We start from the raw sequence: 24,648 nt of genomic DNA, 5'->3' as shown, positions 1-24,648 counted from the left end.
GCCCGGCCGTGGATCGGCGGGTCGACGACGGCACTCACGACGACACCACCGGCTCCGGGCTCGGCCGGCGCCTCCTGCGCGCCCGGATCGCCCCCGAGAACTCCTGGAGGATGTCCCGGAACAGGAGCCGCCCGATCAGCCCGTAGACGGCGATGCCCACCACGGCGCCGAGCGCCGCGACGCCGAGCTGGCCCGGCGCCCCGCCCGGGGAGGGCAGCACCGTCCGCAGCCCGGTCAGCACCCCGAACATCACCACCCCGGCCGCCGCGGGGAGCAGCCACTGCCGGAGGTAGGTCCAGACCGGCAGTCCGATCGCCGTCCGCAGCGTCTTCAGGCGGAACGGCCAGACGAGGTACTGGCGGGCGGAGACGCCGACAGCGACGCCGGTGATGCCCAGGGGCGCCGTCGCCACGACTGCGACGAGCCCGACGAGGCTCTGGGTGATCGTGATCTGCAGCGCGAGCTTCGCCCGCCCGAGCGCGATGAGGGCGGACCGGTCGAACACGAGGACGCTGTTGAGCGCGCCCATGGCGCAGAGGATCTGCGCGATCCGGACGCTGGGTTCCCAGTTCGAGCCGAAGACGAGCGGGATCAGGACGGGGGCCATCGCCGCGAAGTACGCGTACGTGAACACCCCGACGGCCGCCGACGTCCCGGTCAGCGCGAGGAACCCCCTCCTGAACCGCGGGAGGTCGTCCTGGACCTTCGACAGCGCGGTCAGCGACACCTGCTGGATGACGGAGGTCTGGATGTCGGCGATGATCGTGATCATCCGCATCCCGATGTAGTAGAAGCCGAGCGCGGCCGGGCTGATGAACGCGCCGATCACGAACTTGTCGGACTGGTTGTTCAGGAACGCGAACAGCTGGATGCCTAGCACGTTGAGGCCGACGGGCCGCAGGTCGCGGACGCTCTGCCTGCTGATGGCCATGCGGGGACGCCATGGCACCACCGTCCAGAGGATCACCACGCCGATCAGCGACGAGCTGACGCTCTGGGCGACGATCGCCCACACGCCCGCCCCGGCGAATGCGGCGACGACCCCGATGACGCCGCCGGTCAGGTTCGCCACCACCCGGCGCTTCGTCAGTTGCTTGAAGCCGAAGTCCCGCTCGAGCAGCGCGGCCGGCGTCGCGCTCAGGGACGAGAGCACCATCGTGACGCTGAGGACGCGGAGCACGGGCGCGAGATCCGGGGTCTGCACCGCCGACGAGATCGGGCCCGCGACCGCGATCACGCTCAGACAGAGGATCGTGGCGCTCCCGACCGACACCCAGAACGCGGAGTCCGGGTGCGTGTCGTCGATCTCCTTCCGCTGGATCAGCGCGTCGCTGAAGCCCTGGTCCGCGAAGACCTGGAAGAGCGCGACGAACGTCGCGGCCAGCGCCACGAGCCCGATCTCCGACGCCCCGAGGAGCCGCCCGATGATGGCGAAGACGACGAGCGACGCGACCCGGTTGATCCAGCGGTCGGCCACGACCCACAGGACCGAGGAGAACGTCCTGGAGCGGAGGTCCTTCCCGTCCGCCGGGGTCGGCTCGTCGACCGGCGCCGGAGTGCCGTCGGGTGTCGGTGAGGACCTCACGCCCCTCCGTGCCCGGGCGCGGTCCAGAGGTCGGCCGGGAACGCCTCGAGGAGTCGTGGGTCGAGGACGGCCGGCGGCTCGCCGCCGAGCTCGACGGCCTCCTCGACGGTGGTCGCCGGCCGGTACGTCGGGCGCCCGGTTCCCCCGTAGTAGTCGTCGTACTTGAAGGCTGGCTCGGCGACGGAGCGCACGAGTCGCGCCGGGACCCCGAACGACTCAGCGATCACGATCGCGTGCAGCGACGACCCCACGACGAGCCGGCTGGCGGCGATCGCCGCGACGATCGACATGAGGTCGGTGCGGGGATGGACCATCGCCGGGTGGGCCGGGAAGCGGTCGACGTCGTTGAGGTTCGGGACGACCGTGAGGTCCCGACCGTCCCGCGCGACGGGGGCCGTCCAGAGCGCGCCGACGAGCGCCCCCGGATCCCCGTAGACGTCCGGGACGTCGTGCCCCAGGCCGGCCAGGAACTCCCGCGTCCGTGGGCCCCGGACGGCGCGCACGTCGAGACGGGCGACCCCGGGCGCGAGCGAGAGCACCTTGCCGTTGATCCCCGCGCCCCAGACGACGTCACCGTCGGCCGCGAGGTGCAGGATCGACCCGACGGCGACGAGGCGCGCCGGGCGCCGGGCGCTGTCGACGGCGATGCCGCGGCGCCGGAGGAGCTCGCCGACGACCCACGGCCCGACGAGGTCCCCGAAGTTGTTCACCGGGCGCGCGATCCGCCGCGGCAGGAACCGCGAGACGCGCCGCCTCGGGTTCCAGTGAACGATTTCGACGGTCGTCATCGGCCGCTCCTCCCGTCGGTGAGGTCCCGGTAGACGTCGGCGTAGCGCTCGGCCACTTCGGGCCAGCTCCGCCCGGACAGATCGGGGTGCGCAGTGGGGTCGCGCTCGGCGGCCCGGAGCAACGCCACCCGGAGGTCCGTGGCGTCGACCCGGTCGTCGAACAGCACGATCCAGTCGTCGCCGAGCTCGGACTGCAGCTCGGTCGTCACGGCGTTGCGCTCGACCAGCACGGGGCGGCCAGCGGAGAGTGCTGCGAACACCGCCCCGGAGTTGTGCATCTCGCGGTACGGCAGCACGACGAGGGCGGCGCCGGCGACGAGCATGCCGAGCTCGTCGTCCGGCACGAACTCGAGCCGAAGGTCGATCCGCTCGTCGCCGGCCCGGGCCGCCTCCACGGCGGCGCGCGAGGCCTCCGACGCGGGCTTGCCGGCCACCGTCAGTCGGATCTCCGGATCGGACATCCCGGCCACGACCCCGATCAACTCCTCGACGCCCTTGTACGGCCGGATGAACCCGAAGAACAGCAGCCGGGAAGGCTCCGGGTCCGGCGGGCGGCCCGCGCCGTCTGTCAGCTCGTGCACGTAGTGCCCGTGCGGGATCGTGACCACCGGGACGTCCGTGGGCGTCGTCGTCACCGGGTTCAGCCGGACCCACGTCCCGACGCGGCGGTCCAGGCGCCGCAGCAGCCAGCGCTCGACCGCAGGGCCCGGCTCGTGCGGCCGGACGTTGTGCACCGTGCGGACGACGGGGCCGCGCGTGACGGCGATGCGCAGGACGAGGAGGGCGAAGAGCGTACGGCGGAGCAGCCGGCGCAGACGGCTCGGATGACGGAGCAGGGACTCCGGCCAGTGCACGTGGAAGACGTCCCAGCGGCCGGCGAGCGCCGTCTGGTAGCTGAACGCCATCGGGCGGACCTCCGGCCCGAAGCCGGCGGCGACGTGGTCCATGTAGCTCGCCTCCCGGCCCCCGAGACGGACCGACTGGAGCACGCGAAGCGGATCCCGCGTCATACCGACCGCCGTCCGGAGCGCGGCGGCCCCGACGTCGTCCGGGCGGCTGCCGTGGCCGGCACCGCGCGGCCCTTCCTCCGCACTCGCGCGCGGTCGGGCACGCCCGGTGCTTGTACTGTTCGCCCCCCTTGGAGCCGACCGACCGCGACCTCCTCTTCGCGCTGCACCGCCTGACCTGGCACGCGAGCGCCCCGTCCGGCGTGGTCTACGCGCAGGCCCACCTCGCACGTGCGCTGATCGACGGCGTTGCTCCGTACCGGCGGCTGCTGATCGCGGACCACGCCAGCAGCGCGCCGGTCGTCTGGGCCCGGCGACTCGCCGGGAAGCAGCGACCGTTCCCGGCGTCCGAGACCGTCCGGCACGCGACGCCGCTCCGGCTGCGGCGTGTCGACCCGGCCGACGATGCGGGAATCGCCCGGACGTACCGGCGGTACGCCGGCCAGCTCCGCCGCGCGTCGCACCGCGAGGGGCTCGATCGTCCGCACCTCCTGACGACGAACGCCTTCCTCGCCGCCCACGGTCGACTGGACGACTGGACGTCCGGCGTCACGTACTACGCCACCGACGATTTCGCGGCCGGCGAACGGCGACTGTCCCCGTGGTACGCGAGGGCCTACGAGACCCTGCGCCGGAACGGAACGGACGTGGCCGCCGTCACCGACGAGATCCTCCGCCGGATCGAGCCGTCCGGCCGGTCGCTGGTCGTCCCGAACGGCATCGAGCCCCACGAGTGGACGACCCGGGTCGAGCCGCCCGCGTGGTTCGCCGCGCTCCCCCGGCCCCGGCTCCTCTACACCGGCGGGCTCATGGACCGCGTCGACCAGCGGATCGTGCGCGAGCTGAGCGCAGCTCATCCGGACGCCTCGATCGTCTTCGTCGGGAACCTCATCGAGCCCGACCACTTCGCCTTCGTCGACGAGCTGCCCAACGTCTCGGTGCACCCGGCGGTCGGCCGCCGGGAGCTGACCGGCCTGGTGTTCGCCGCCGACGTCGGGATCGTGCCCCACCACGTCAATGCGATGACACGCACGATGTCCCCGCTCAAGGCGTACGAGTACCTCGCCGGAGGCCTGCCGGTCGTCGCGACGCCGCTCCCCGAGCTCGAGCGGCTGGGGAACCGCGTCGTGCTGCGGCGCGCGGACGACTTCTCGAAGGGGGTCCTCGAGGCACTGCGGATGGGCCGGGGGTCCGAGGACGAGCGGCTCGGATTCATCGGGGCGAACAGCTGGGCATCCCGTTATGAGGAGCTCTTGGCCTTCACGGCCGAGGACCGCTGAGGGCGTCGGACACCCGACGCGAGCAGCAGCCCGACGGCCGCGCCGGTCGTGTTCAGGACGACGTCGAGCACGGTGCCGTAGCGGCCGCTCAGCACGAACGTCTGCGCGAGCTCGACGGCGATCGATACGGCGAGCGCCGCCGCCAGCCACCTGCGGGGGTCGACCGCGGGCCATCCGCGGGCGAGCAGGAACCCGATCGGCACGGCGATCAGCACGTTGCAGGCCTTCTCGACGTCGAGCTTGTGGATCGACGAGCCGTCGAACCCCAGGGCGTCGGCGACGTTGCGCGTCGCGCGAACGGTCTCGGTGAAGAGGTCGACCGGGAGCGGGCCGAGGACGAGGAACCCGGCCGCGGCGAGGAGGCCGGCGAGCACGAGGCGTGGTGCACGTGTGGCGGGATGCATCGGGGAGGTCCGGGCTCGCGCCTAGTCGAGCAGGCCCTCGGCCTTGAGCCGGAGAGTGGTCTCGTCGGCGTTGCGGTACCGCCCATACGCCAACACGTCGATGCCCTCGCGGATCACCTTGGCCGGATTCCCGGCGACGATGCAGCCGGGAGGGACGTCGCGCGTGACGACGGCGCCCGCAGCGACGACGCAGCCGTCGCCGATCTGGACGCCGGGCATCAGGATGCTCCGCGCGCCGATGAAGCACCGCTTCCCCACGCGCGTGTGTACATAGAGCCCGCGGACCCGGTCGTGGGTGAGGATCATCGACTGGACGGCCACGTACGACTCCTTCCCGACGTGCACGCCCTTCGGGAACGTGCGGTCGAAGTAGGCGCTGAGGCTGAACTGGCAGGTCGGGTGCAGGTCGATCCCGAAGATCCGCGTGAGGTAGAACCGCTTCGCATCGACCAGGACGCGGCGTAGCGCCTTCAGCTTGTTCAGCGTCAGCATCCGACCTCGCTGCCGGTCACGACGCGGGAGGCGGCGGCGACCAGCAGGGTCTCGAGGTCGAGGGCGTCGGGGGTCACGTTGACGGCGAGTCCCCGCGACTCGAGCTCCGTGGCGATCTGGTTCTGGTGGTCGTCGACGTGCTCGCCGAACCGAACGAGGCGCGGGACGAGCACGGGGAGCCGGCCGGCCTCGAGGGCCGTCAGCGCCGAGCCGACGCCGGCGTGACTCACGACGACGTCGGCCTCGCGCATCGCGGCCGCGAGCTCGTCCTCGGGCATCGACTCGCAGCCCTCGATCCCGAGGCCCCCGACGCCGGTGCTGCCCGACTGCCAGAGCACCTCGGCGTCGGCGGGCAGGATCTCTAGGAGCCGGTGGATCAGGCGCTCGAAGCCGTACTTGAGCGTCCCGAGCGTCACCACGACCCGCAGCGGCCGGTCCTCGACCGGCTCGGAGGGCGCGACCATGAAGTCGTCGAAGATCGAGCCGCGGTACCGCCACTGGCCGTCGGCCCATCCGGGGTACTGCGTGTAGAGCTCGACGCCGGGGATCCTGGCGACCATCCGGCCCGTGAGCGACGGACCCTGGCTGCGTGCCGCACTCTCGATGTAGAGACACCGGACGCCGCGGGCCCGGCCCGCGAGCATGAACGGCAGCGCGACGGCGGAGCCGGTGCTGACGATCGCCGACGGCGCCTGGCGGCGGACGATCCGCGCGGCGTCCGGGAGGCTGCGCAGCGCGCCGCGCGGGTCCCGCGAGCCGATGACCTTCACGTACTCGACGTCCTCGTCGGCGAGCATCGAGCGGCTCTGCTGCTTGTCGAAGGTGATCCAACTGAAGGGCCCCTGGACCTCGTCCAGGTGCAGCCGCCAGCGGTGCAGCTGCTTGAGGTGCCCTCCGGTGGAGGCGACCATCAGCGTCGTCATTTCGCGTACCGACCGATCATCACGCTCGACCTAGAGCAGCGACTTGTTGAAGTAGACGCGGTCGGAGGGGGCCTTCCCGGTGCACGTCCGGTACCGGCGGAAGCCGTTGAGCTTCTTCCCGTTCGTCCGGACCGCCTTGATCCGGATCGTGAAGACGCCGCGCCGCTTGTTCTTGAGCACGGAGACCCGCGCGACGAGGCGCCCGTCGCTCTTGCGGCGGCGGGCCGTAGCGATGCGCTTGCCGTTCAGGTAGAGCTTCGCGGAGCGCAACCTGCGGGCCCTCGGCTCCTTGATCCGAATCGTGAACGCGCGCGAGGAGCGGCACGGGAGCACCGTCGGCTGGTCCCCCGGCTTCGCGGCCTTCGCCGGCGAGACCGCCGCCGTCCCCACGGGCACCGCGACCGGCGTGGCCCCGGACGCGGGGAGGGCGGCCGGCGTCACGACGACCGGGATGTCGGCCGGCGGCGCATCGCCCAAGGCGGTCCGGCACGCGACCTCGGAGCCGTACCCGAGCTGTGCCGCGCCGATCCCCACGCAGTCGGATCCGACGGCATCGCGCGTCGTGATGCGCAGGACGCCGTAGTTGTCGTACGACGTCGGATCGAACATCCGGAACTGCGCAGGTGCGCCCGTGCCGACGAGCGCGTAGCGGTACGTGTGGGTCGCCGGGTCGGACGAGGGCAGGGGCGTCGGGTCCGCGTAGGCGCCACCGGTCGACACCTCGAGTGTGCTGGAGCGACCGATGTGATTCGTGCACACCCCTCGGCCCTTGAAGACCAGGGCACCGAATCGGGTCTCGGCGTCCACGCCCGTGGGACCGCCCGCCCGGCCGGGCGACGGGAAGACCGCCCCGGTGAGCGGCGCGCCGCAGTAAAGCGCCCGCGGAGAAGCCCACGCGCCGGACGACCAGAAGCTGACCGTGCCCTGGACTTGGGCGATCTGACGCACTCCGGTGGGGATGATCGGCAGCGCCGCCGGACCGATGACCCGGCCTCCGGCGGTCGAGTGCGAATCCAGGTCGACGGTCGCGGCCGACGCCCGACCACCCGCTGCGAGGAAGGCCAGTCCGGTGATCCCGGCGAGGACCCCGATCCGGACGCTGAAAGACGTATGCGCGCGGAACGACGAATCCACGGAGGTCGCATGCGCTCCGGCTGAGCGGGAGGAATGCACGCGCCGAACAGTACAGCTAACGGCGTTCTCCATTTGGCTAAAAATCGCGGACTTATTGTGCCCCGGCGCGATCGGCCCCGTCCACGACCCCATAAGCTGCCGCGGGTGCCACCTGAGCCCGCCGAGGACATCGTCGTGTACGGCAGCACGCTCTGGGACACGCCGTCCCTCACGGATCACCACCTGTCGCGGGCGCTCGGCGCGCGCCACCACGTGTTGTTCGTCGAGACCCCGGCGACGCTGATCCAGCCGCTCCGCGCCGGTCTGACCCGGGCCGGTGTGCGCCGCCTGTTCGCGCTCGGACGCCGACAGCTCCGTCGCGACGGCGCTGTGGACGTGCTCCGCGTCGTGTCCCTGCCGCCCAAGAGCCGGCCCTGGGCCCAGCGCTTGTCCGCGCCCTGGATCCGCCGCCAGCTCAGGGCGGCGGTGCGACGCGCCGGGATGCATCCGACCATCGCCATCGGCGCGCGGCCGTTCACCGTGGACTCCGCCCCTGGACCGCGGCCCTTCGTCGTCGCGCTGGTGAAGGACTGGCTGCAGGCCGGCGGACACCTCACCGGCCTCGACGCCGGCGCCCTGCGGGAACGCGAGCTGCGGTTCTGGCGCTCCGCCGACCTCGTGTGCGCCGTCTCCCCCCGGCTCCAGGCGCGGCTCGCCGAGGACGGGATCGACAGCGTGCTGCTCCGGCACGGTTCGTCAGCGGCGTCGGACGCCGGCCCGTCGTCCGGCCCCGTCGTGGAAGAGCTCGCAGACCTCCCCAGGCCGCTTCTCGGCAGCGTCGGCCGGATCGACGGGCGGTGGGCGTTCGATGCGCTCGAGGACCTGGCCCGTGCACATCCGATGGGCTCGCTCGTCCTGGTCGGGCCGCTGAGCCCGCTCCTCCCCCGCGCCGCGTTCGAACGGCTGCTCGCGCTCCCCAACGTCCACCACTTCGGTCCCGTCGACGGGGACCGGATCGCTTCGTGGCTCGACGCCCTGGACTGCTGCCTCGTGCCCTACAAGGAGGACGAGTGGCAGCAGTACGCCTCGCCGTTGAAGGTCTGGGACTACTTCCGCGCCGGCCACCCGATCGTCGCGACCGGCTCGCCCGCGCTCGGGGACTTCCCCGCGGGTCTCATCCACTTCGCGTCGTCGCCGGACGACCTCGTCACCCTCGTCGGCGAGGCGCTCGCCGAGGACCCGGCGTCCGGCCTTAGGCGGCGACGGTACGCGAGCGAAAACACGTGGGACGACCGCGCCGGACAGCTGATGGCCCTCGTCGCACAGCGCCGCGAGGGGCGAAGGGTGGGGGACGCCGGCTGATCCCCGCTCCGGGCCTCACCCCGGCAGCGGCGCCGCCAGCGGACGGTCGAGCAGGTCGGGAGAGATCGCGCCGAGGAGCCGCTCCGCCACCGCCTGCCACGTGAACAGCGCCGACCGGACCTCGGCACGCGCCCCGAGCCGTCGCGCGGTCTCCGGGTCGGCGACGGCCAGCATCGCCTCCACGAGCGCCTCGGGATCGCCCGGGTCCACGGTGGTCCCCGCGTCGCCGATCAGGCCGCCAGCACCGCCGACCGTGGTCCCGATGGACGGCAGCCCACAGGCCATCGCCTCGGTGTAGACGATGCCCGCGGGCTCGAAGCGCGAGGGCATCACGAAGCAGGTCGCCCGGTCGAAGAGCCCGCGGAGGAGCTCGTCGCCTCCGACCTCGTCCCGTCGGACCACGCCGTGGCCGGTCACGCCCGGGGCGTCGAGCGGAGGATGGCCGCCGACCACGTCGAGCGTCGCGTCGGGCCACAGGGCGCGCACGCGGTCGAACGCCGCGAGCACCGACGGACCGTTCTTGCGCTCCCACGCCACGCCGATGAAGAGGAATCGCGGCGTCGACCAGTCCCGGACGACCGATCGCGGCTCGTCGTTGCTGCCGACCCCCGCGATCACGACCCGGTCCGCGGGCAGCCCGTAGTCGGTCCTTCCGGACGCAGCGGCCCACCCGGACATCATCGCGACGGCGTGGGCCGCGGAGTAGCAGCGTCGCTGGAGCTCGACGCGCTTGTCGATGTGGCGCTGCGGCATCGTCGTCCAGTGCCGGAACGGGTACCCGAGCGCCTGCCGGATCGTCATGTCCTCGTAGGTCACGATCGGCGCGACGGGGGGCACACGAAACCCGGTGCCGATCTGGACGATCCCGTCGAGGGCCCCCAGGCGCCGGATGCGCCTTCCGGCGCGGGCGCCCAGGATCGCGGCCATCTGCGGACCGATGCGCGCGGTGCGGTACGCGGAGCGCACGCGGAGCTCGAGCGTCGCGTCCCGCGCCCGGAGGACGTGGGGTGGCGCGAGGGCCAACGCGATCGCGTCGCGGGCCCGCGGCCGCAGGCTGCAGTCGACCGGCATGACCTCGGCGCCGGCCGCCCGCAGGCCGTTGTACACGCCGAACGGCGTCCCCGACCACACGCGCGGATCCGTGACGTCGCCGTCGAACACGACCGCCACGCGAGGGCGCGTACCGGTGCTCACGCGCCCACCGCCGACGGACTGCCGGCACCGGCGCCCGGGGGCGCCACGGACGCCCGCTGCTCCGTCGGGGCGGACGAGTCCGAGGGCTCGCGTCGCAGAATCGCGACGATCGCGAGGACGAGGAAGAAGCCGTAGGGCGCCTGAGGGAACGACAACGTGTCGAACAGCGCGTTGCTCGCCGCATAGGCCAGGATCGCGCCCGCCGACGCGAGCCCGAGCGCGCTGGGACTCCCTCTGAGCCGGATTCCGATACGGAGCGCGAACGCACCGGCCACGAGCATGATCAGCACGTAGCTCCCGGTGCCGATCGCACCGACGCCGATCAGCGCCCCGAGGTACTGGTTGTCGAGGTACCGATAGCGCCCCGGGTCGTAGGTGGCGTAGCCGCGACCGATCAGCGTGTGCGCCTCGATGTCCGGACGGATCGCCCCGTAGTCGGAGCGCCGGCCGGCGGACGACTGCTGGTTCGCGGTGTTCGATGAGGAGAACTGGTACCGGAGATCGCGAACCGTCCCCGGCACCACTACGGGCGCGAGGGCCAGGAGGCACGCCGTGATGACCGCCGCTGGAACCATGCGCCGTCCGCCGAACAGCATCAGCGTCGAGATCGCGACGAACGGCAGGATCACTCCGGTGCGGCGGAGCGTGCAGAGGCACCCCGCGACCATGAGGACGGTCGCGATCCCGTACAGGAGGCGCTCCCGGCTCCGCACCGCGTCGACCGCCCGCATGAGCGCGAAGGGGATGAACATCGCGATCATCGTGCAGTCCGCGAGCCCGTGCCTGGTCGGTCCCGTGATGTCCGGCCGACCGTTGGTGGTGCGGATCGACGAGCTCCCGGAGAACGAGGTCCCGGGCGGGAGCACGTGCTGGGCGATCCAGAAGAAGACGTTGAAGCCGGTGGCGTACTCGACGATCGTGCCGGTGGCGGCGATCGTCGCCAGCCCGATGACCAGCCCGACGTACGCGTCGAGCTCGCTGCGCCGGACGGTGTTGACGACGACGAGGAAGAAGACGACGTAGGCCCCGAGCAGCGCGAACCGCTTGACGGTCGGTGCCACCTGGTCGAGAGCCTGGAGCGTGTCGAGGTTCAGGGCGACGCTCGCGACGGCCGCGCCGACGAAGAGGAACAGCGTGATCTCGATGAGGCCGTAGCGGTGCCGGATCCGCTGGGCCGACTTCGCCCGGACCAGGGCGACGACGATGCTGAGTCCGATGCACGCGAGCAGGACGATGCGGTCGGGGCGGGCGTCGATCGGCAGGCTGATCGGCAGCTTGATCGAGTCGATCGGGACCAGGAAGACGGTGCACAGGATCACCGCCAGCAGCCAGGGTTGAGCGCGGTTCGTCCGCGGCCAGTCGGCGTCGTCAGTCGCGTACCGGCGCCGCTCCCCCACGTCATCGGCAGGCCCGGCGACGGCCATGCGGCTCACGCAGCCCGGCGCCGGTCCCGGACAGCACCGATGAGGAGCACGATCAGCACACCGCCGACGAGGACGACGATGAACACGAGTCCACCGATCGCCTGGGACGACTGCGTGGTGACGTTGCCACCGACCGGGGCGCCGACGGTCCGGATGACCGTGCGCCCCGCGAGCGTGTCGTCGAGCTTCCGCGCGAAGTTCGCCTTCTGGAGCGCCAGGGCCTGCTTGCTGTTCGTCGGGACCTGCGCGCGGTCGAACCGGTTCTTCTCCGCCGGGAGCGCGTCACGGGTCAGCTGGTCCAAGTAGTCCTTCAGGGCGGCCGGCACCGCTGACGCGAGCCTGCTCGCCCGTGCGCCGTCCGGCGCCTGAACGAACAGCGTGACCGTGGGCGAGCTCGGATCGGTGTCGACGAAGATCTTGTACGGGCTGCCCTCGCCGACGAGCTGGTTGGCCCGCTGCTGGGCGACGGGCTGCGCCGAGGAGCCCGGTTGGTCCGGCAGCGGCCCCTCCACTTGGATCTGCGCCACGGGCACTCCGACGATGCGGGCGAGCGCCGACCGCACGCGCCCCGCACCGATGAAGCTCGCGACGGTCTTCGACCGGGCGATGAGGTCGGGCTGCTGCGCCTCGGCCGTGATCAGCGACGGCCTGCGCGTATCGACGTAGAACTGCCCCTGCGCCGCGCCGAACCGCGACGTGGACGCACGTTTCGTGAGACCTGATGAACCGATGTCGTAGCTGCTCACCACAGCCGCCAGCACTGCCACGAGCAGGACCAACGCGGTGAGGATCCTGTACTTCCAGAGCCTCTGGAGAATTGCTACGAGTTCCATGAAAGCCCCGATCGACCCAGGCCTGGACCGGCCACGAAACGGTAGATTACACGTTTCATGCCGAGTCACCCGAACTCCCGTTGGTCCGACGCGAGGACCACTAGCGTCGCAGCGGGCATCGTGACTCTCACACTCGGCGTGATCGCGATCGTCGTTCTCACCGGCAGCACTTCCGGCGACTCCACCTCCACCGAGCCGCGGGAACTACGAACGCCCGCCCCTCCGACCACCGACAAATATGTCGTAGGAGGACCAACGTGTGACGATCTGCACACCGCTGAGGAGGCCCGGTCCACGGACGGTGCGTGGTGCACGCTCGCACACGCCGCCGTCGCCGCCCCGGACGGCGCGTCGATCGCGGTGTCCCCCGGGACGTACGCCGGACTGACGGCGGACGGTCGCACCATGCGGTCCGGCCTGCACTTCGCCGCCGCCGACACTTCGAGGCCGCCGGTCGTCCACGGCGCCGAGGTCCGTGCGGTTCGCGGGTACAGCTTCACGGGACTGGCGTTCGACCGCGGGTTCCGGATCGACCGGAGCAAGGGCGTCGTCGTCGAGCACAGCTCGTTCGCCGGTGCCGGCATCTACGTCCGCCAGAGCTCGGACGTCACGATCAGCGCGAACCGGATCCGCCGGCTCCGCGGCACGGCGCGCGGCATCATGCTCCAGGGGTCGTCGACGACCGGTGCGCCGGACAACGAACGCATCCGGATCGTGGGGAACGCCATCTCCGATACCGACCACGACGCGATCGGGGTCTATAACGGCTACTCGGACCTCCGGATCGCGAACAACCGCATCCGCGACGTCCACCAGCCACCCGGCTTCGCCTACCACAGCGACGGCCTCCAGCTCACCGGCGGAGACCACGCCACGATCGAGGGCAACGTGCTCCAGGACGTCACCCACGGGATCATCGTCAAGGACGGGGCGCCGACCACGCGACTGGTCGTCCGCCGGAACCTTGTCGCGCGGGTCGGCGGAGCCGCCCTGCAGCTCTACAACGCCCCCGGGGCCGTCATTCGCCAGAACACGTTCTGGAACGCCCTGCTCGGCGTCGTCCTAGGGAACGCCTCGACGGTCGACGGGGCGACGCGCGTCAGGCTCGACGACAACGTGCTGCTCGACCTGACGACCCGGTCGGCCGGGGCGGTGGCGAGCGCCGGCGGCAACGTCTTCGGCCGCGGCAGGACCGTCGGCCGCCCCGCCTACCGCGGCCGCCCGCGGTTCGTCGACGCCGCGGCGGGGGACTACCGCCTTCGGGGTGCGGCGCCCGGTGCGGGGATCCGTGCGGGGAGCGTCGTCCCCGGCGCCCAGCTCCGGACCCGCCCGTGACGACCGAGGGACCCGCCGGCGTGGTGGACCTCACCGTCGTGCTGGTCACCTACAACGGGCGCGACATGGCGCTGCAGACGCTGCGGTCGGCCCTCGCCGCGGGCGGGGACGCCGAGATCGACTGGGTCGTCGTGGACAACGCGTCCACCGACGGGACCCCCGAGGCGATCGAGGCCGAGTTCCCTGCCGTCGAGGTCCGCCGGCGCCCGAACCGCGGATTCGCCGCCGGCAACAACGCCGGGCTCGAGGGCGCCCGCGGGCGGTACGTCCTCCTCCTGAACCCCGACGTCGAGATCGACGTGGGAACGCTCGCCGACGTCGTCCTCCTCATGGACGAGCACCCGGCGGTCGGCGCGGGCGGCGTGATCCAGCGCTCATCGTCCGGCGAGGTCTTCCCGTCGGCGTGGCGGTTCCCGAGCCCCGCACGACAGTGGGGCGAGGCCCTCGCCGCCCGGCGGTGGCCGATCTTGCGCCAGCTCCAGGAGGCCGACGTCGACGAGGACAACTACCGCGAGGAGCACGACGTCGACTGGATCACGGGATCGTTCCTGATCGTCCGCCGAGAGGCCGTAGCCGACGCCGGGCCGATGGACGAGCGGTTCTTCCTCTACGCCGAGGAGACCGACTGGTGCCTCCGCATCCACCAGGCCGGATGGTCCATCCGGCACTTCCCGCAGGTCGAGATCACCCACCACCACGGGAACGGCGTCCAGCCGGCGCTCACCGCGCACCTCGCGCACTCGAAGCGCATGTACGCCGAGAAGCACTTCCGACCGGCGGGGCGCCTCGGCTTCCTGTCGGCGCTGGCGTTCCGGCACGGCGTCCGCTGGATCGCCTTCCGTGCGCTCGCGACGACCGGGAAGCCCCGGTTCGCCGTCCGCGCCGCCGCCGAGCGGATCGGGCTGCTCGTCGTCCTCGGGCGCCACGTGCCCCAGCGGCCGGCGTAGGCGCGCCGCGGCCTCGTGAGAGACCGCGGCCGGGAGCGGAGGTGCCGTCGGGGCGGAGGTGCCCTCGCGGAGCGCCTACCGGGCGCCGCGGCCGGAGACCACGGCCGGCAGCGTCTGGAGCAGGAGCTTCACGTCGCCCCACAGGCTCCAGTTGTTCACGTACAGGTAGTCGAGCTTGACCATGTCCTCGAACGGGACGGACTTGCGGCCGAGCACCTGCCAGAGACCCGTGAGGCCGGGGGTCAGGTTCAGCCGGCCGCGACCCCAGCCGTCGATCAACGCGTCGTCGCGGAGCGACAGCGGCCGCGGACCGACGAGGCTCATGTGTCCGACAAGCACGTTCAGCAGCTGCGGCAGCTCGTCGAGGCTCGTGGCCCGGAGGAGACGCCCCACGCGGGTGATCCGCGGGTCCGACTCGAGCTGGAGCCAGTGCGGGTCGGACGAGTGCTTCATCAGCCCCTCGACCATCGCGTCGGCGTCCGGGACCATCGTGCGGAACTTGAACACGCCGAAGTTCCGGCCCCCACGGCCGATCCGCTGCTGGCGGAAGAACACGGGCCCGCGGGAGTCGAGCTTGATCGCTGTCACGATGATCAACGCGAGCGGCAGGAGCGCCAGCAAGCCCAGGCCGGCGCCGACGACGTCCAGGCAACGCTTGAGCCAGCGCGACGTCCGCGACAGCGTCGGCGGCTGCAGGGACACGACCGGCACGCCCTGCACCTGATCGACCGTCGCGCCGACGCCGACCACGTCGAAGTGCTCCGGCAGGACGGTCAGGCTGACGACGTTGGTGCGCGCCCAGTCGTGGAACTCGGCCAGCGACGAGTCGCGCAGATCACGTGTCGAGAGCAGGATCCGGTCGATCCGCCCCTCGCGGACGACGGAGGAGAGGTCACGGGGCACGTGCGCCATCGACTCGTCGGTCCGCGGATCGCGGGCCCAGCGGGCCGGCAGCGGCTCAAACCCGGCGACGTCGACGTCCCGGCGGAGGCCGAGGCTGCGCTCGACCGTCTTCGTGATCGTGCCGCCGCCGACGAGCAGGATGCGCTCGGGCCCGAGGACCGACGTCAACAGATGACGGACCGCGGACCTGGCGATCGGGAGGACCACGATGCCGCCAACAAGCAGCGCACCCACGGTCCAGCGGAGGTGGTCGCCACCCGTCAGGCCGAGCCACGCGGCGGAGAGCATCCCGGCCACGAGCGTCGCGTGGAAGCTCTGCGGGAGCTCGTTGAGCGTCGACGTCGTGACGAACCGGGGGTGCCGCGGGTAGAGCCCGTACATCTGGAAGACCAACAGCCAGATCGGGGCCAGGGCCACCAGCGAGAGGGTCCCGGACGTCCGGACGCCGAGCCCCAGGACCTCGACGGCGACGAACGCCACGCCGAGGGCGGTGAGGTCGGCGCTGACCAGCGCGATCTTCCGGACCCGTCCGCGGATGAGCCGGCGGCGGAACCGCTCGGGAGCGACGCGCTCTTCGGCAAGCCCACCACCGCCGACCAGCTGGAGGCTGCGGACGGGCGGACCCGGCAGAGGTGATTGGACGGCGCTCATGCGGGAGGGTTCTGGACAGCGGTGTTCGGCAAGACGGAGGCGGAGGTTACAGCGTTAGCATCTGCGCTCAAGGGCAAGTGCTGCGCGATCCCACAACGCGAGGGCGCGGCGCTGCGATCCGATGGGCGACGAAGACGGGTCAATGGTCCTCCAAGATGTGAGCGAGGATGTACCGGGGCCGTGAACTACGTTAGCCGGAGGTGACGGACGGCCGCTCATCCGGCGGTACAAGACGGCCCCGCCCCGAGCCGACGCTCGTCGAAGATTCGGCGCCCGGCATCCTTCGCGGCGGCATCCCGGAGGGTGGAAGGCGAGGGCCGACGCCCGCCGTCGGCCCCGCTGCAGAGGGCGATCCGGCCGCGCGAGCAACGTTTGATCGGCCCGGACTGGACGCGCTTGAGGTTGTGAGAAACCACGTCAGCAGATGGTTGACAACGTTCGCCGGACCCGTCACCGTCCCTTCGAGTTCGACCCGGCTGACAGCGTTCGCCGGCAGCGACAAGCCTCATCTGACCCGCGCCGCTCGAGCGCAACCTCACCGGAGTTCACATGCGTAAAACGACCCTCACCGGGGCGATCGTCGCCGTCGGCATCGCCGCATCACCCGCCGTGGCGAACGCCGCGACGACGACCACGTTCCTCGACTCGCACGCGGCGACGCAGACGTCGAGCTTCGTCGGCCCGGTCACCGATGCGCAGACGATGACGGCGGGCAAGCCGTACTCCGTCACCATCGCCGGCATCGTCAGCGTCTACTCGAAGGCGAACTGGGCCAACCCCCGCTTCACGGTCGTCGGCACGAAGGGCGTCAAGCCCTCGTTCCCGAGCCCGGGCATCGACAACACGGGCCCGACCGGCCAGGACGCCGGCGCCGTCTTCTCCTACATCACGACGGGCACCCCCGTCGCGGTCCCGAAGCCCGCCGGCAACCTCGAGGTCAGCTCGAACGGCGGCGCCAGCTACGCGCACCTGACCGGCACGAAGGCCGCCGGCAGCTCGCTGTACACGTACCGCGTGATCGGCGCCGGATTCCCGCTGAAGGCACGCTTCTACGACCCGTCCGCCAAGGACAACTACGGTCAGTTCCGCATCCGGGTCACCCCGCTGGCGAAGTAGCCCGGCGCGAGCTCGGGACACCCTGGGACGCCACGCCGGCGTCTCGGGGCCCCGCGTTCGCACCCCGGCCGACGAGGATCCGTTTGCGCCCCGCCGACGTCACGCGCCGCGCCCTCCGGGTCGTCGCCGCGACGCGGCGTCGGGCGCGGACGGCCGTCGGTCGCGGCGAGCGCCCCGCGCCGGTCCTCGCCTGGCGGACGCAGCGCTCGGCGCCCGGCGGGACGATCCTCGCCGGCGACAGCCTCGCCTCCCGCTTTCCGCGAGACCTCCTGCACGACGTGGCGCCTGACGTCCTCGTCCGGGGATGGCCCGGCGAGCGCACCTCGGGCCTCGCCTCCCGCGTCGACGAGCTCCTGGAGCGACACCCCGCGGTCGTCGTCCTGCAGACCGGGACGAACGACCTGCTCCGTGGGTCCACGGACGCCGACGTGCACCGGGCGCACTCCGCGCTCCTCGATGCGTGCGCCAGGACGGCCCCGCACGTCCGGTTGGTCGTGATGGCCCTGCCGCCGATCACGAGCCGGCGCGCCGATCCCGGCGCCGTCGCACGAGTCAACGCCCTCCTCCGCGAGGCCGCCCGCGCCCGAGGACACGCGTTCGTCGACACCCATGCCCCGTTGTCCTCCGCGCGGGGCACACCTCGACCCGGGACCACCACCGACGGCGTGCACCTGTCGCGCGAAGGATATCGGTGTGTCGCCGAACATCTTTCGGCCACGCTTCGCGAACCGGGACCACCTACCGAGCGGATGGCGCCACCTCAGCCACACGCCGTCTCCTGACCCATCACCCGACACCGACCGGAGCCTCACTCCCCTCGGAGCGCCGTCCGCATCGCGGACACTCCTCCGTGCCATTTTTCGGTAGCACATGACGACCAGAAGTCACAGGCGCTGCTCACTAAAATCAGTCTGGATCGGCCGCGGACCACGCCTCGGCGAACCACCACAGGAATACCGGAAACCCCATGACCACGAAGCTCCGCTCAACGATCGTCGGAGCGGCGGTGACCGCCGGAGCGACGCTCGCCGTGGCGGGCCAGGCAAGCGCCGCCACGACGTTCTTCCTCGACTCCCGCAGCCCGCAGACCGACGGCAGCACGTACGTCGGCCCGGTCGGCGTCGACGTCATCCCACTCGTCCCGTACACGATCAAGGTCGAGGGCGCCGTCAGTCTCTACGCACCCGCGAACTGGGCGAACCCGCGGTTCAAGACCTGCGGAACGCCGTCGGCGACCACGCCGTTCCCGACGCTGGGCGTCGCGAACGGGCCGGTCGGCGCGGACGCGATCGCCAGGTTCGCGTCGGTCGTCAAGGCCGACGGGACGTGCCCGTCGCTGCCGGAGACGACGGACAAGAACTTCGAGATCGACACCGGCAACGGCTTCGGCTACCTGGGCGCGCCGTACTCGGCGACCCACTCCTACACGTACCTGGTCATCCCGACGAAGAACCGCATTGCGGTGCGGTTCTACGATCCGGCGGCGAAGGACAACTACGGCCAGTTCAAGGTCACGGTCTCCGCTGCGGGCATCCTCTGAGCCGGACCGGCCCGGGTGGCCGCCCCGCTCCCGTGACCTCGAGCGGCGCCCGCGAGCGCCGCTCGTCGCTGCCGACCCCGCCGGGCGCGTCGCCGATCCGATCGCACTCGCCGACCCACGCCGGCTCCGCGGACGTCGGCCATGCGCGCCACCACTGATCGTCGACGCGGCGCGAGTAGGGGCTGACACTGATCGTTCCCGGGCGCCCGCCGCGCGCGACCTGCCACGCGGTGAACGCTATAAGCCGCATCTAGTGAACTTCGTAAGCCGATTACACCCTGTCTGGGACAGGGAATGCGCCGCTGTGTGCAGAATGCTCATTGCGAACGCCGTTACCTTCGAGTACCGTCGCCGACGATCAACGAGTCCCCGTCGTGATCATCAGTTGCACGCCCGACCAGGATCGGACAGACATGGACTCCTCGATCGGCTCTCCCTCAAGCCACCCCGAACGCTTCGAGCCGATCGGCTCGGGACCCCCGCGATGCGTCGCTCGCCGCTCGACGGAGGGCTGATGCGCACCATGAGCCCGAAGCCGGTCCGCCCGGTTCGCGATCAGATCGTCGACGTCGCGCTGCAGCGCATCGGGGACGCATCGCTCGACGACCTGTTCAAGGCGCTGACCCCGGAGTCCCTGGCCGCGGACGCGCCGTGGGCCGCCTCGACGGTGCGGTACCAGTTCGGGCGTCACGGTGGCCGGAGCGAGGACCGGGGGCGTCTGTCGTTCCGCCGCCGCGACCTCGCGCTGGCGATGCTGGAGTCGGCCGTCGACGACGCGATCGAGTCGAGCGAGGCGGTGGCGGCCTCGTACGCCGCAGCCGTCCATCAGCCGACGGTCGACGGGCCGTTCGACAGCATCGCATCGGCGATCGCCGACAACCTCGCGGCGTTCACCCCGGGCGCGACGGACGACGACATCGCCCCGCGGGAGCGGATGTACCACCTGGCGCTCGCCGTCTGCGACGTCGACTCCGAGACCGCGCGGATGCTCCGCCGCTCGCGCGCTGCGCAGCTGGCGGGGTACGCCCCGGTGTACGAGGCGTTCATGGTCTCCACCGGGCGACGGATCCGTCCAGGGCGGTCGATGGACGACCTCTGCGCCGCCGTGTCCGCGCTGCTCGACGGGCACCTCATGCGACTGCGCTTCGATCCCCAAGCGTCCGCGGACTGGATCGGAGAGGCGTTCCTCGCGGTCTTCCTCTCGTTCACGGAGCCCGCCGACCAGGCTCCCCACGAGCGCTGAGGAGCCCTCGGTGCAGCGGACCGGCCTCACGATCGTGGCGGGCTGCCCGTGGCACGCCTGAGCGATCACCGGCCGGGGCCGGGACGCTCGGGGGCCACCCGGGAGCAGATCGTCGACGTCGCCCTCACGCAGCTGGGTGGCCTCGCGTTCGAGGACCTCCTGAAGACCCTCACACCGGAGCTCCTCGCGTCGGACGCGCCGTGGGCCCCCTCGACGGTGCGGTACCAGTTCGGCGACCGCCGGACGACGGACGAGAGCAGGCGACGCCTTGCGTTTCGCCGCCGCGAGCTCGCGCTCTCGATGCTCGAGGCGGCGCTGGCCGAGCCCGCCTCCCCCGCATTCCCTCCCGGGGCGGAGGGTCCCTCGTCGCCGGAGGCGCTGCCGGGCACGCACGAGCCCGGCGCTGTACCGGGCCCGTCGTCGCGCGCTCCGGAACGCCCGGCGGCCCTCCTGCTCCAGGTGGCACTCGCGGTCTGCGACCGCGACCCGGACGTGGCCCGGCTGCTGCGGGAGGCCCGGGACCGTCGGATCTCGCGGTTCGTGGAGGAGTACGCGCCGATCCTGGCCGCCCGCGGCACCAAGCTCCGGCCGGGGCGGACGCTCGAGCAGCTCGGCGCGGCCATCGACGCGGTCGACGACGGCCGCCGCTCGCACGCCCGGTTCGCACCGGACGGCCGAGCGGCAGCCGCCGACGCCGTCTCGGCGATCGTCGCCGCCTTCACCGTCAGCAGGACCGACCCGCCGTCCGGCGGCGACGGGCCGCCGCTCGTGCGACCCAGGCCGGCGTGAGCGCACGCCCACGGCCTCGCTCCGCCGACACGCGGCGGGCGGTGTGCGAGTCGCCCCTTCCGGCTTACACCTATAGCCTCCGGCCGCAATGGCGCATCTGAAGGGTCTGATCCTGTCGGGCGGTCGTGGGACGCGGTTGCGGCCGATCACGCACACGTCGGCGAAGCAGCTGGTGCCGGTGGCCAACCAGCCGGTGCTGTTCTACGGGATCCGGTCGATGGTGCAGGCCGGGATCACGGAGATCGGGATCATCCTCAACCCCGAGACCGGGGGCGAGATCCGTGAGGTCGCCGGCGACGGGTCGCAGTTCGGGGCGCAGATCACCTACATCGACCAGACCTCCCCCGATGGCCTCGCGCATGCGGTGCTGACGGCGGAGCCGTTCCTGGGCGAGTCGTCGTTCGTGATGTATCTCGGGGACAACCTGTTGCAGGGCGGCATCTCGGAGCTGGTGCAGCAGTTCGAGCAGAATGCGCCGGACGCGATGATCCTGTTGCAGCCCGTCGACGACCCGACGTCCTACGGTGTCGCGGAGCTGCAGGACGGTCGCGTCGCGCGGCTGGTCGAGAAGCCGAAGGAGCCCAAGAGCGATCTGGCGCTCGTCGGGGTGTACCTGTTCACGAAGCGGATCCTGGAGGCGGCGAAGGCGATCGAGCCGTCGCCGCGTGGGGAGCTCGAGATCACGGATGCGATCCAGTGGCAGGTCGATCAGGGTGATCGGGTCGAGCCGCACGTGGTGCACGGGTGGTGGAAGGACACCGGCAAGCTCGCGGACATGCTGGAGGCCAACCGGCTGATCCTCGAGACGATCGAACGCCGCGTGGACGGGGAGATCGATGAGCACTCCCAGGTCGAGGGCAGGGTGATCATCGAGCCCGGTGCGAGGATCGTGCGGTCGGTGGTGCGTGGTCCGGTCGTGATCGGTCATGACGCGGTGATCGAGGATTCGTACGTCGGCCCGTATTCCGCGATCGCCAGGGATGCGGTGGTGGAGCGGTCGGAGGTGGAGCACTCGATCTTGTTGGAGCGGGCGAAGCTGATCGGGCTGGAGGGCCGGATCGAGTCGTCGCTGCTGGGGCGTGATGTGATCGTGCGGCGTGGTGAGCGGACCCCGCGGGCGTACCGCTTCATGGTCGGCGACAACTCCGAGATCGAGATCCTCTGATGAAGCTTCTCGTCTGTGGTGGTGCCGGGTTCATCGGCTCGGCGTTCGTGCACCAAAGGGTCGCCGCGGGCGACGAGGTCCGCGTGCTGGACGCGCTGACCTACGCCGGCCGTCGCGAGAACGTCGAAGGCCTCGACGTCGAGCTCATGGTCGGCCGGATCGAGGACCCCCACGCCGTCCAGCAGGCCACCGCCGGCGTCGACGCGATCGTCAACTTCGCCGCCGAGACCCACGTGGACCGCTCGATCCTCGACGCCCAGGCATTCGTCCTCACCAACGCCCTGGGCACCCACACCCTCGTCGAGGAAGCCCGCCGCCGAGAGGTCCGCTACCTGCAGGTCTCCACCGACGAGGTCTACGGCTCGATCACCGAAGGCGCCTTCACCGAACAGCACCCCCTCCGAGCCCTCCTCGCCGTACTCCGCGTCGAAGGCCGGCGCGGACCTCACCGTCCTGGCCGCGCACCACACCTACGGGCAGGACGTCGTCATCGCGCGGGGATCCAACTGCTACGGGCCCCGCCAGTTCCCCGAGAAGCTGATCCCCGTCATGACGCTGAACGCCTTGCACGGCGGGCCGCTGCCGGTCTACGGCAAGGGCGACCAGGTCCGCACGTGGCTGCACGTCGACGACTTCGCCTCCGGCATCCACGCCGCCCTCACCCACGGCGTCTCCGGGCAGGCGTACAACGTCGGTGGCGCGAAGGAGAAGATCAACCTCGACGTCGTCACCTGGATCATCGGCCTGACCGGCGCGTCGACCGACCAGATCCGGCACGTCGAGGACCGCCTCGGCCACGACTTCCGCTACGCCCTGGACAGCAGCAAGCTCGAGGCGCTCGCGGGTTGGTCGCCGAAGATGGACTTCGATCAGGGCGGCCTGGAGTCCACCGTGCACTGGTACCGCGACCACCCGCACTGGTGGAAGCCGCTCGTCGCCACCGACGACTACAAGGCCTACTACCGCCGCGTCTACGGCCAGGACCACACCTTCCTCGAAGACTGAACCGGCGCCGGGAGCGGACGCTCGGGATCGTCCGCCGACGTCTGTGGAAAACCGCAGGGGAGCAGGCTCCTAATACGCCCTAACACCGTTCACGTCCTGTACCGTCCCGTACGGCCTGCGAGTCCCCGTCGAGGGCCGGAATCGTCCCTCGACCCACCAGGATCGAACTCGTGCTCCATGCCTCGACGGGCCCCGCGGCGACCATCGCCGGAGATCGGCGCCCAGACGCCACCCCGCAGGTCACCACGCGGGAGCTGACCGTGCTCTCGCTCGTCGTCGAGGGGTTCACGAACCCCCAGATCGCCCGGCGACTCAACAACTCGCCGCGCACCGTGCAGTCGCACGTCCAGTCGCTGATGCGGAAGTTCCGGGTCGAGACGCGCACGCAGCTGGCGGTCGGTGCCCTCCGCGGCGGGTTCGTGCCGCTGCACCCCATCGACGTGGCGCCCGACGCGCTCCTCACCACGGTCCGCTGACCGGCGATGAGGACGACACGCGACGCGCCCGCGGTCCGCGACCAGATCGTCGAGGTCGCGCTGCGACGCCTCGGAGACGCGACGTTCGACGACCTGTTCAAGGCGACCACGCCGGAGCTCCTGGCCGCCGAGGCGCCCTGGGCGGCGTCGACCGTCCGGTACCAGTTCGGGCACACGCCGAGCCAGGACCACGGGCGCGGCCGGCTCTCGTTCAAGCGCCGCGACCTGGCGCTCGCCATGCTCGAGGCGGCGCTGACGGACGCGGTCGCCGCCAATCGCCGAGCCGCGGAGACCTACACCCAGGCGTCGCGGGACCTCCCCGAGCAGCGGTCGATGGACGTCGTCCTCGAGGCCGTGCGGAGCAACCTGGACGCGTTCACCCCCGGCGCGACCGACGAGGACGTCGCACCGCGCGAGCGCATGTACTACGTGGCGCTCGCGGTCTGCGACGGCGACGGCGACGCCGCGCGCCTCCTCCGCGCCGCCCGCCGCGAGCAGATCGCGAACTACGTCCCGGTGCACGAGGAGTTCGTCCGGGTGCTGGGTCGGCGCCTGCGTCCGGACCGCACCATCGACGACCTGGCCAACGCGATCGACGCGCTGCTCGACGGCCACATCGCTCGTCTCCGGTTCGATCCGCAGACGCCGTCCGACTGGGTCGGGAACGCCGTGGTCGCGATCTTCGCCTCCTTCACCGTCCGCGACGGCGAGGAACCGGTCGACCCGATCGCGGCGCTGTTCGGCTGAGCGCCCGCGGCGTCCCGCGGACGGTGCACGTGACGCGTGCCCGGCGCGGTCAGCGCGGGACCCGGACCGTCCTCCCCGCCAGGCGCGTGCCCCGGCGATCCTCCGCCCGGACGAGCAGCACCGCCCGCGCCCGCGTCACCGACCGCGGGACGGTCCACCGCCTCCGGTGCGCGGAGACGCTCCCCCGCCTCCCGGCCCGCCGGACGACGAACCGCACCGACCCGCGGACCCCCGACACCCCGAGCGTCAGGCGCCGCGCGCGCCAACGGACGGTCACCCGGGCCCGCGGCGCTCCCGGACGCGTCGTGGCAGGCGTCGCCGTGCCC

At 71.7% G+C, this 24,648-nt stretch carries 23 protein-coding genes and 1 pseudogene; 13 read left to right on the top strand and 11 right to left on the bottom strand.

What is annotated here, in order from left to right; translation table 11 throughout:
- Positions 1-34: 34 nt before the first annotated feature.
- Genes PATMI_RS0112990 through PATMI_RS29800 form a run of 3 tightly spaced genes read right to left on the bottom strand, consistent with a single transcriptional unit; the run spans position 35 to position 3,362 of the window.
- Positions 35-1,585: a lipopolysaccharide biosynthesis protein gene (locus tag PATMI_RS0112990; protein WP_026911202.1), complete on the bottom strand. Its 1,551-nt coding sequence runs from the start codon at positions 1,583-1,585 to the stop codon at positions 35-37.
- On the bottom strand, positions 1,582-2,373 hold the full coding sequence (locus PATMI_RS0112985) for a polysaccharide pyruvyl transferase family protein (RefSeq protein ID WP_026911201.1): 792 nt from the start codon (positions 2,371-2,373) through the stop codon (positions 1,582-1,584). The genes PATMI_RS0112990 and PATMI_RS0112985 overlap by 4 nt, the downstream gene beginning before the upstream one ends.
- Positions 2,370-3,362, bottom strand: coding sequence for a glycosyltransferase (locus PATMI_RS29800; RefSeq protein WP_169738367.1), 993 nt, complete (start codon positions 3,360-3,362; stop codon positions 2,370-2,372). Before PATMI_RS29800 ends, PATMI_RS0112985 begins: the two co-directional genes overlap by 4 nt.
- 149 nt (positions 3,363-3,511) lie before the next feature.
- Between PATMI_RS29800 and PATMI_RS0112975 the strand changes: the two genes are divergently transcribed.
- Complete coding sequence (locus tag PATMI_RS0112975; protein WP_026911200.1) at positions 3,512-4,660, top strand: glycosyltransferase; 1,149 nt, start codon at positions 3,512-3,514, stop codon at positions 4,658-4,660.
- On the opposite strand, the gene PATMI_RS29795 is transcribed toward PATMI_RS0112975, so the two are convergent.
- From PATMI_RS29795 to PATMI_RS0112955, 4 genes are read right to left on the bottom strand one after another with little or no spacing between them, the layout of a single operon-like run.
- On the bottom strand, positions 4,621-5,064 hold the full coding sequence (locus tag PATMI_RS29795; RefSeq protein ID WP_084269919.1) for a VanZ family protein: 444 nt from the start codon (positions 5,062-5,064) through the stop codon (positions 4,621-4,623). The two genes, PATMI_RS0112975 and PATMI_RS29795, sit on opposite strands and share 40 nt — an antisense overlap.
- Before the next feature lie 21 nt (positions 5,065-5,085).
- Positions 5,086-5,556, bottom strand: coding sequence for an acyltransferase (locus tag PATMI_RS38530; RefSeq protein ID WP_036725796.1), 471 nt, complete (start codon positions 5,554-5,556; stop codon positions 5,086-5,088).
- The gene (locus PATMI_RS0112960; protein WP_211241732.1) at positions 5,550-6,467 is read right to left on the bottom strand and encodes a glycosyltransferase; all 918 of its coding nucleotides are present in this window, start codon (positions 6,465-6,467) and stop codon (positions 5,550-5,552) included. The genes PATMI_RS38530 and PATMI_RS0112960 overlap by 7 nt, the downstream gene beginning before the upstream one ends.
- Positions 6,468-6,509: 42 nt before the next feature.
- Entirely contained in the window at positions 6,510-7,613 is a 1,104-nt protein-coding gene (locus PATMI_RS0112955) for a hypothetical protein (protein ID WP_026911198.1), read from the bottom strand.
- 144 nt (positions 7,614-7,757) lie between these two features.
- On the opposite strand from PATMI_RS0112955, the gene PATMI_RS0112950 reads away from it, so the two are divergent.
- Positions 7,758-8,954 (top strand): glycosyltransferase, encoded by a 1,197-nt coding sequence (locus PATMI_RS0112950; RefSeq protein ID WP_026911197.1) that lies wholly within the window; start codon positions 7,758-7,760, stop codon positions 8,952-8,954.
- 15 nt (positions 8,955-8,969) lie between these two features.
- Here the strand turns inward: PATMI_RS0112950 and PATMI_RS34545 are convergent, their stop codons facing one another.
- From PATMI_RS34545 to PATMI_RS0112935, 3 genes are all read right to left on the bottom strand, one after another.
- The gene (locus PATMI_RS34545) at positions 8,970-10,124 is read right to left on the bottom strand and encodes a glycosyltransferase family 4 protein (RefSeq protein WP_051471554.1); all 1,155 of its coding nucleotides are present in this window, start codon (positions 10,122-10,124) and stop codon (positions 8,970-8,972) included.
- Positions 10,125-10,144: 20 nt separating this feature from the next.
- On the bottom strand, positions 10,145-11,467 hold the full coding sequence (locus PATMI_RS0112940) for an O-antigen ligase family protein (protein ID WP_026911196.1): 1,323 nt from the start codon (positions 11,465-11,467) through the stop codon (positions 10,145-10,147).
- Between the two features lie 110 nt (positions 11,468-11,577).
- The gene (locus PATMI_RS0112935) at positions 11,578-12,405 is read right to left on the bottom strand and encodes a hypothetical protein (RefSeq protein WP_157260750.1); all 828 of its coding nucleotides are present in this window, start codon (positions 12,403-12,405) and stop codon (positions 11,578-11,580) included.
- A 405-nt stretch (positions 12,406-12,810) separates the two neighbouring features.
- Between PATMI_RS0112935 and PATMI_RS0112930 the strand changes: the two genes are divergently transcribed.
- Positions 12,811-13,740 (top strand): right-handed parallel beta-helix repeat-containing protein, encoded by a 930-nt coding sequence (locus tag PATMI_RS0112930; protein ID WP_026911194.1) that lies wholly within the window; start codon positions 12,811-12,813, stop codon positions 13,738-13,740.
- Complete coding sequence (locus PATMI_RS29780) at positions 13,737-14,687, top strand: glycosyltransferase family 2 protein (protein WP_051471552.1); 951 nt, start codon at positions 13,737-13,739, stop codon at positions 14,685-14,687. Before PATMI_RS0112930 ends, PATMI_RS29780 begins: the two co-directional genes overlap by 4 nt.
- Before the next feature lie 75 nt (positions 14,688-14,762).
- Here the strand turns inward: PATMI_RS29780 and PATMI_RS34540 are convergent, their stop codons facing one another.
- A complete protein-coding gene (locus PATMI_RS34540) occupies positions 14,763-16,241 on the bottom strand; it encodes an exopolysaccharide biosynthesis polyprenyl glycosylphosphotransferase (RefSeq protein ID WP_051471550.1) in 1,479 nt (492 codons plus the stop codon).
- Positions 16,242-16,790: 549 nt separating this feature from the next.
- On the opposite strand from PATMI_RS34540, the gene PATMI_RS37470 reads away from it, so the two are divergent.
- From PATMI_RS37470 to PATMI_RS0112870, 9 genes and pseudogenes are all read left to right on the top strand, one after another.
- Positions 16,791-17,357: a hypothetical protein gene (locus PATMI_RS37470; protein ID WP_169738366.1), complete on the top strand. Its 567-nt coding sequence runs from the start codon at positions 16,791-16,793 to the stop codon at positions 17,355-17,357.
- Between the two features lie 83 nt (positions 17,358-17,440).
- Positions 17,441-18,139 (top strand): GDSL-type esterase/lipase family protein, encoded by a 699-nt coding sequence (locus PATMI_RS38775; protein WP_026911192.1) that lies wholly within the window; start codon positions 17,441-17,443, stop codon positions 18,137-18,139.
- Between the two features lie 185 nt (positions 18,140-18,324).
- Positions 18,325-18,897 carry a hypothetical protein gene (locus tag PATMI_RS0112905; RefSeq protein WP_026911191.1) on the top strand — a complete coding sequence of 191 codons (573 nt, stop codon included), beginning with the start codon at positions 18,325-18,327 and terminating at the stop codon, positions 18,895-18,897.
- 523 nt (positions 18,898-19,420) lie between these two features.
- Complete coding sequence (locus tag PATMI_RS29770; protein WP_157260749.1) at positions 19,421-20,140, top strand: hypothetical protein; 720 nt, start codon at positions 19,421-19,423, stop codon at positions 20,138-20,140.
- Between the two features lie 48 nt (positions 20,141-20,188).
- Positions 20,189-20,929, top strand: a complete 741-nt coding sequence (locus tag PATMI_RS0112890; protein WP_026911190.1) for a hypothetical protein — start codon at positions 20,189-20,191, stop codon at positions 20,927-20,929.
- A gap of 88 nt (positions 20,930-21,017) precedes the next feature.
- On the top strand, positions 21,018-22,094 hold the full coding sequence (locus PATMI_RS0112885) for a glucose-1-phosphate thymidylyltransferase (RefSeq protein ID WP_157260620.1): 1,077 nt from the start codon (positions 21,018-21,020) through the stop codon (positions 22,092-22,094).
- A pseudogene (gene rfbB, locus PATMI_RS38705) lies at positions 22,094-23,099 on the top strand (dTDP-glucose 4,6-dehydratase). Before PATMI_RS0112885 ends, rfbB begins: the two are co-directional and overlap by 1 nt.
- Positions 23,100-23,269: 170 nt before the next feature.
- Positions 23,270-23,575, top strand: coding sequence for a response regulator transcription factor (locus PATMI_RS0112875; protein WP_026911189.1), 306 nt, complete (start codon positions 23,270-23,272; stop codon positions 23,573-23,575).
- A gap of 6 nt (positions 23,576-23,581) precedes the next feature.
- Positions 23,582-24,322 (top strand): hypothetical protein, encoded by a 741-nt coding sequence (locus tag PATMI_RS0112870; protein WP_026911188.1) that lies wholly within the window; start codon positions 23,582-23,584, stop codon positions 24,320-24,322.
- The last annotated feature ends 326 nt before the right edge of the window (positions 24,323-24,648 follow it).

Source organism: Patulibacter minatonensis DSM 18081 (genome assembly GCF_000519325.1).
In the GTDB taxonomy this organism is placed as follows: Bacteria; Actinomycetota; Thermoleophilia; order Solirubrobacterales; family Solirubrobacteraceae; genus Patulibacter; species Patulibacter minatonensis.
This window is presented reverse-complemented; position numbering and strand designations above follow the sequence as displayed.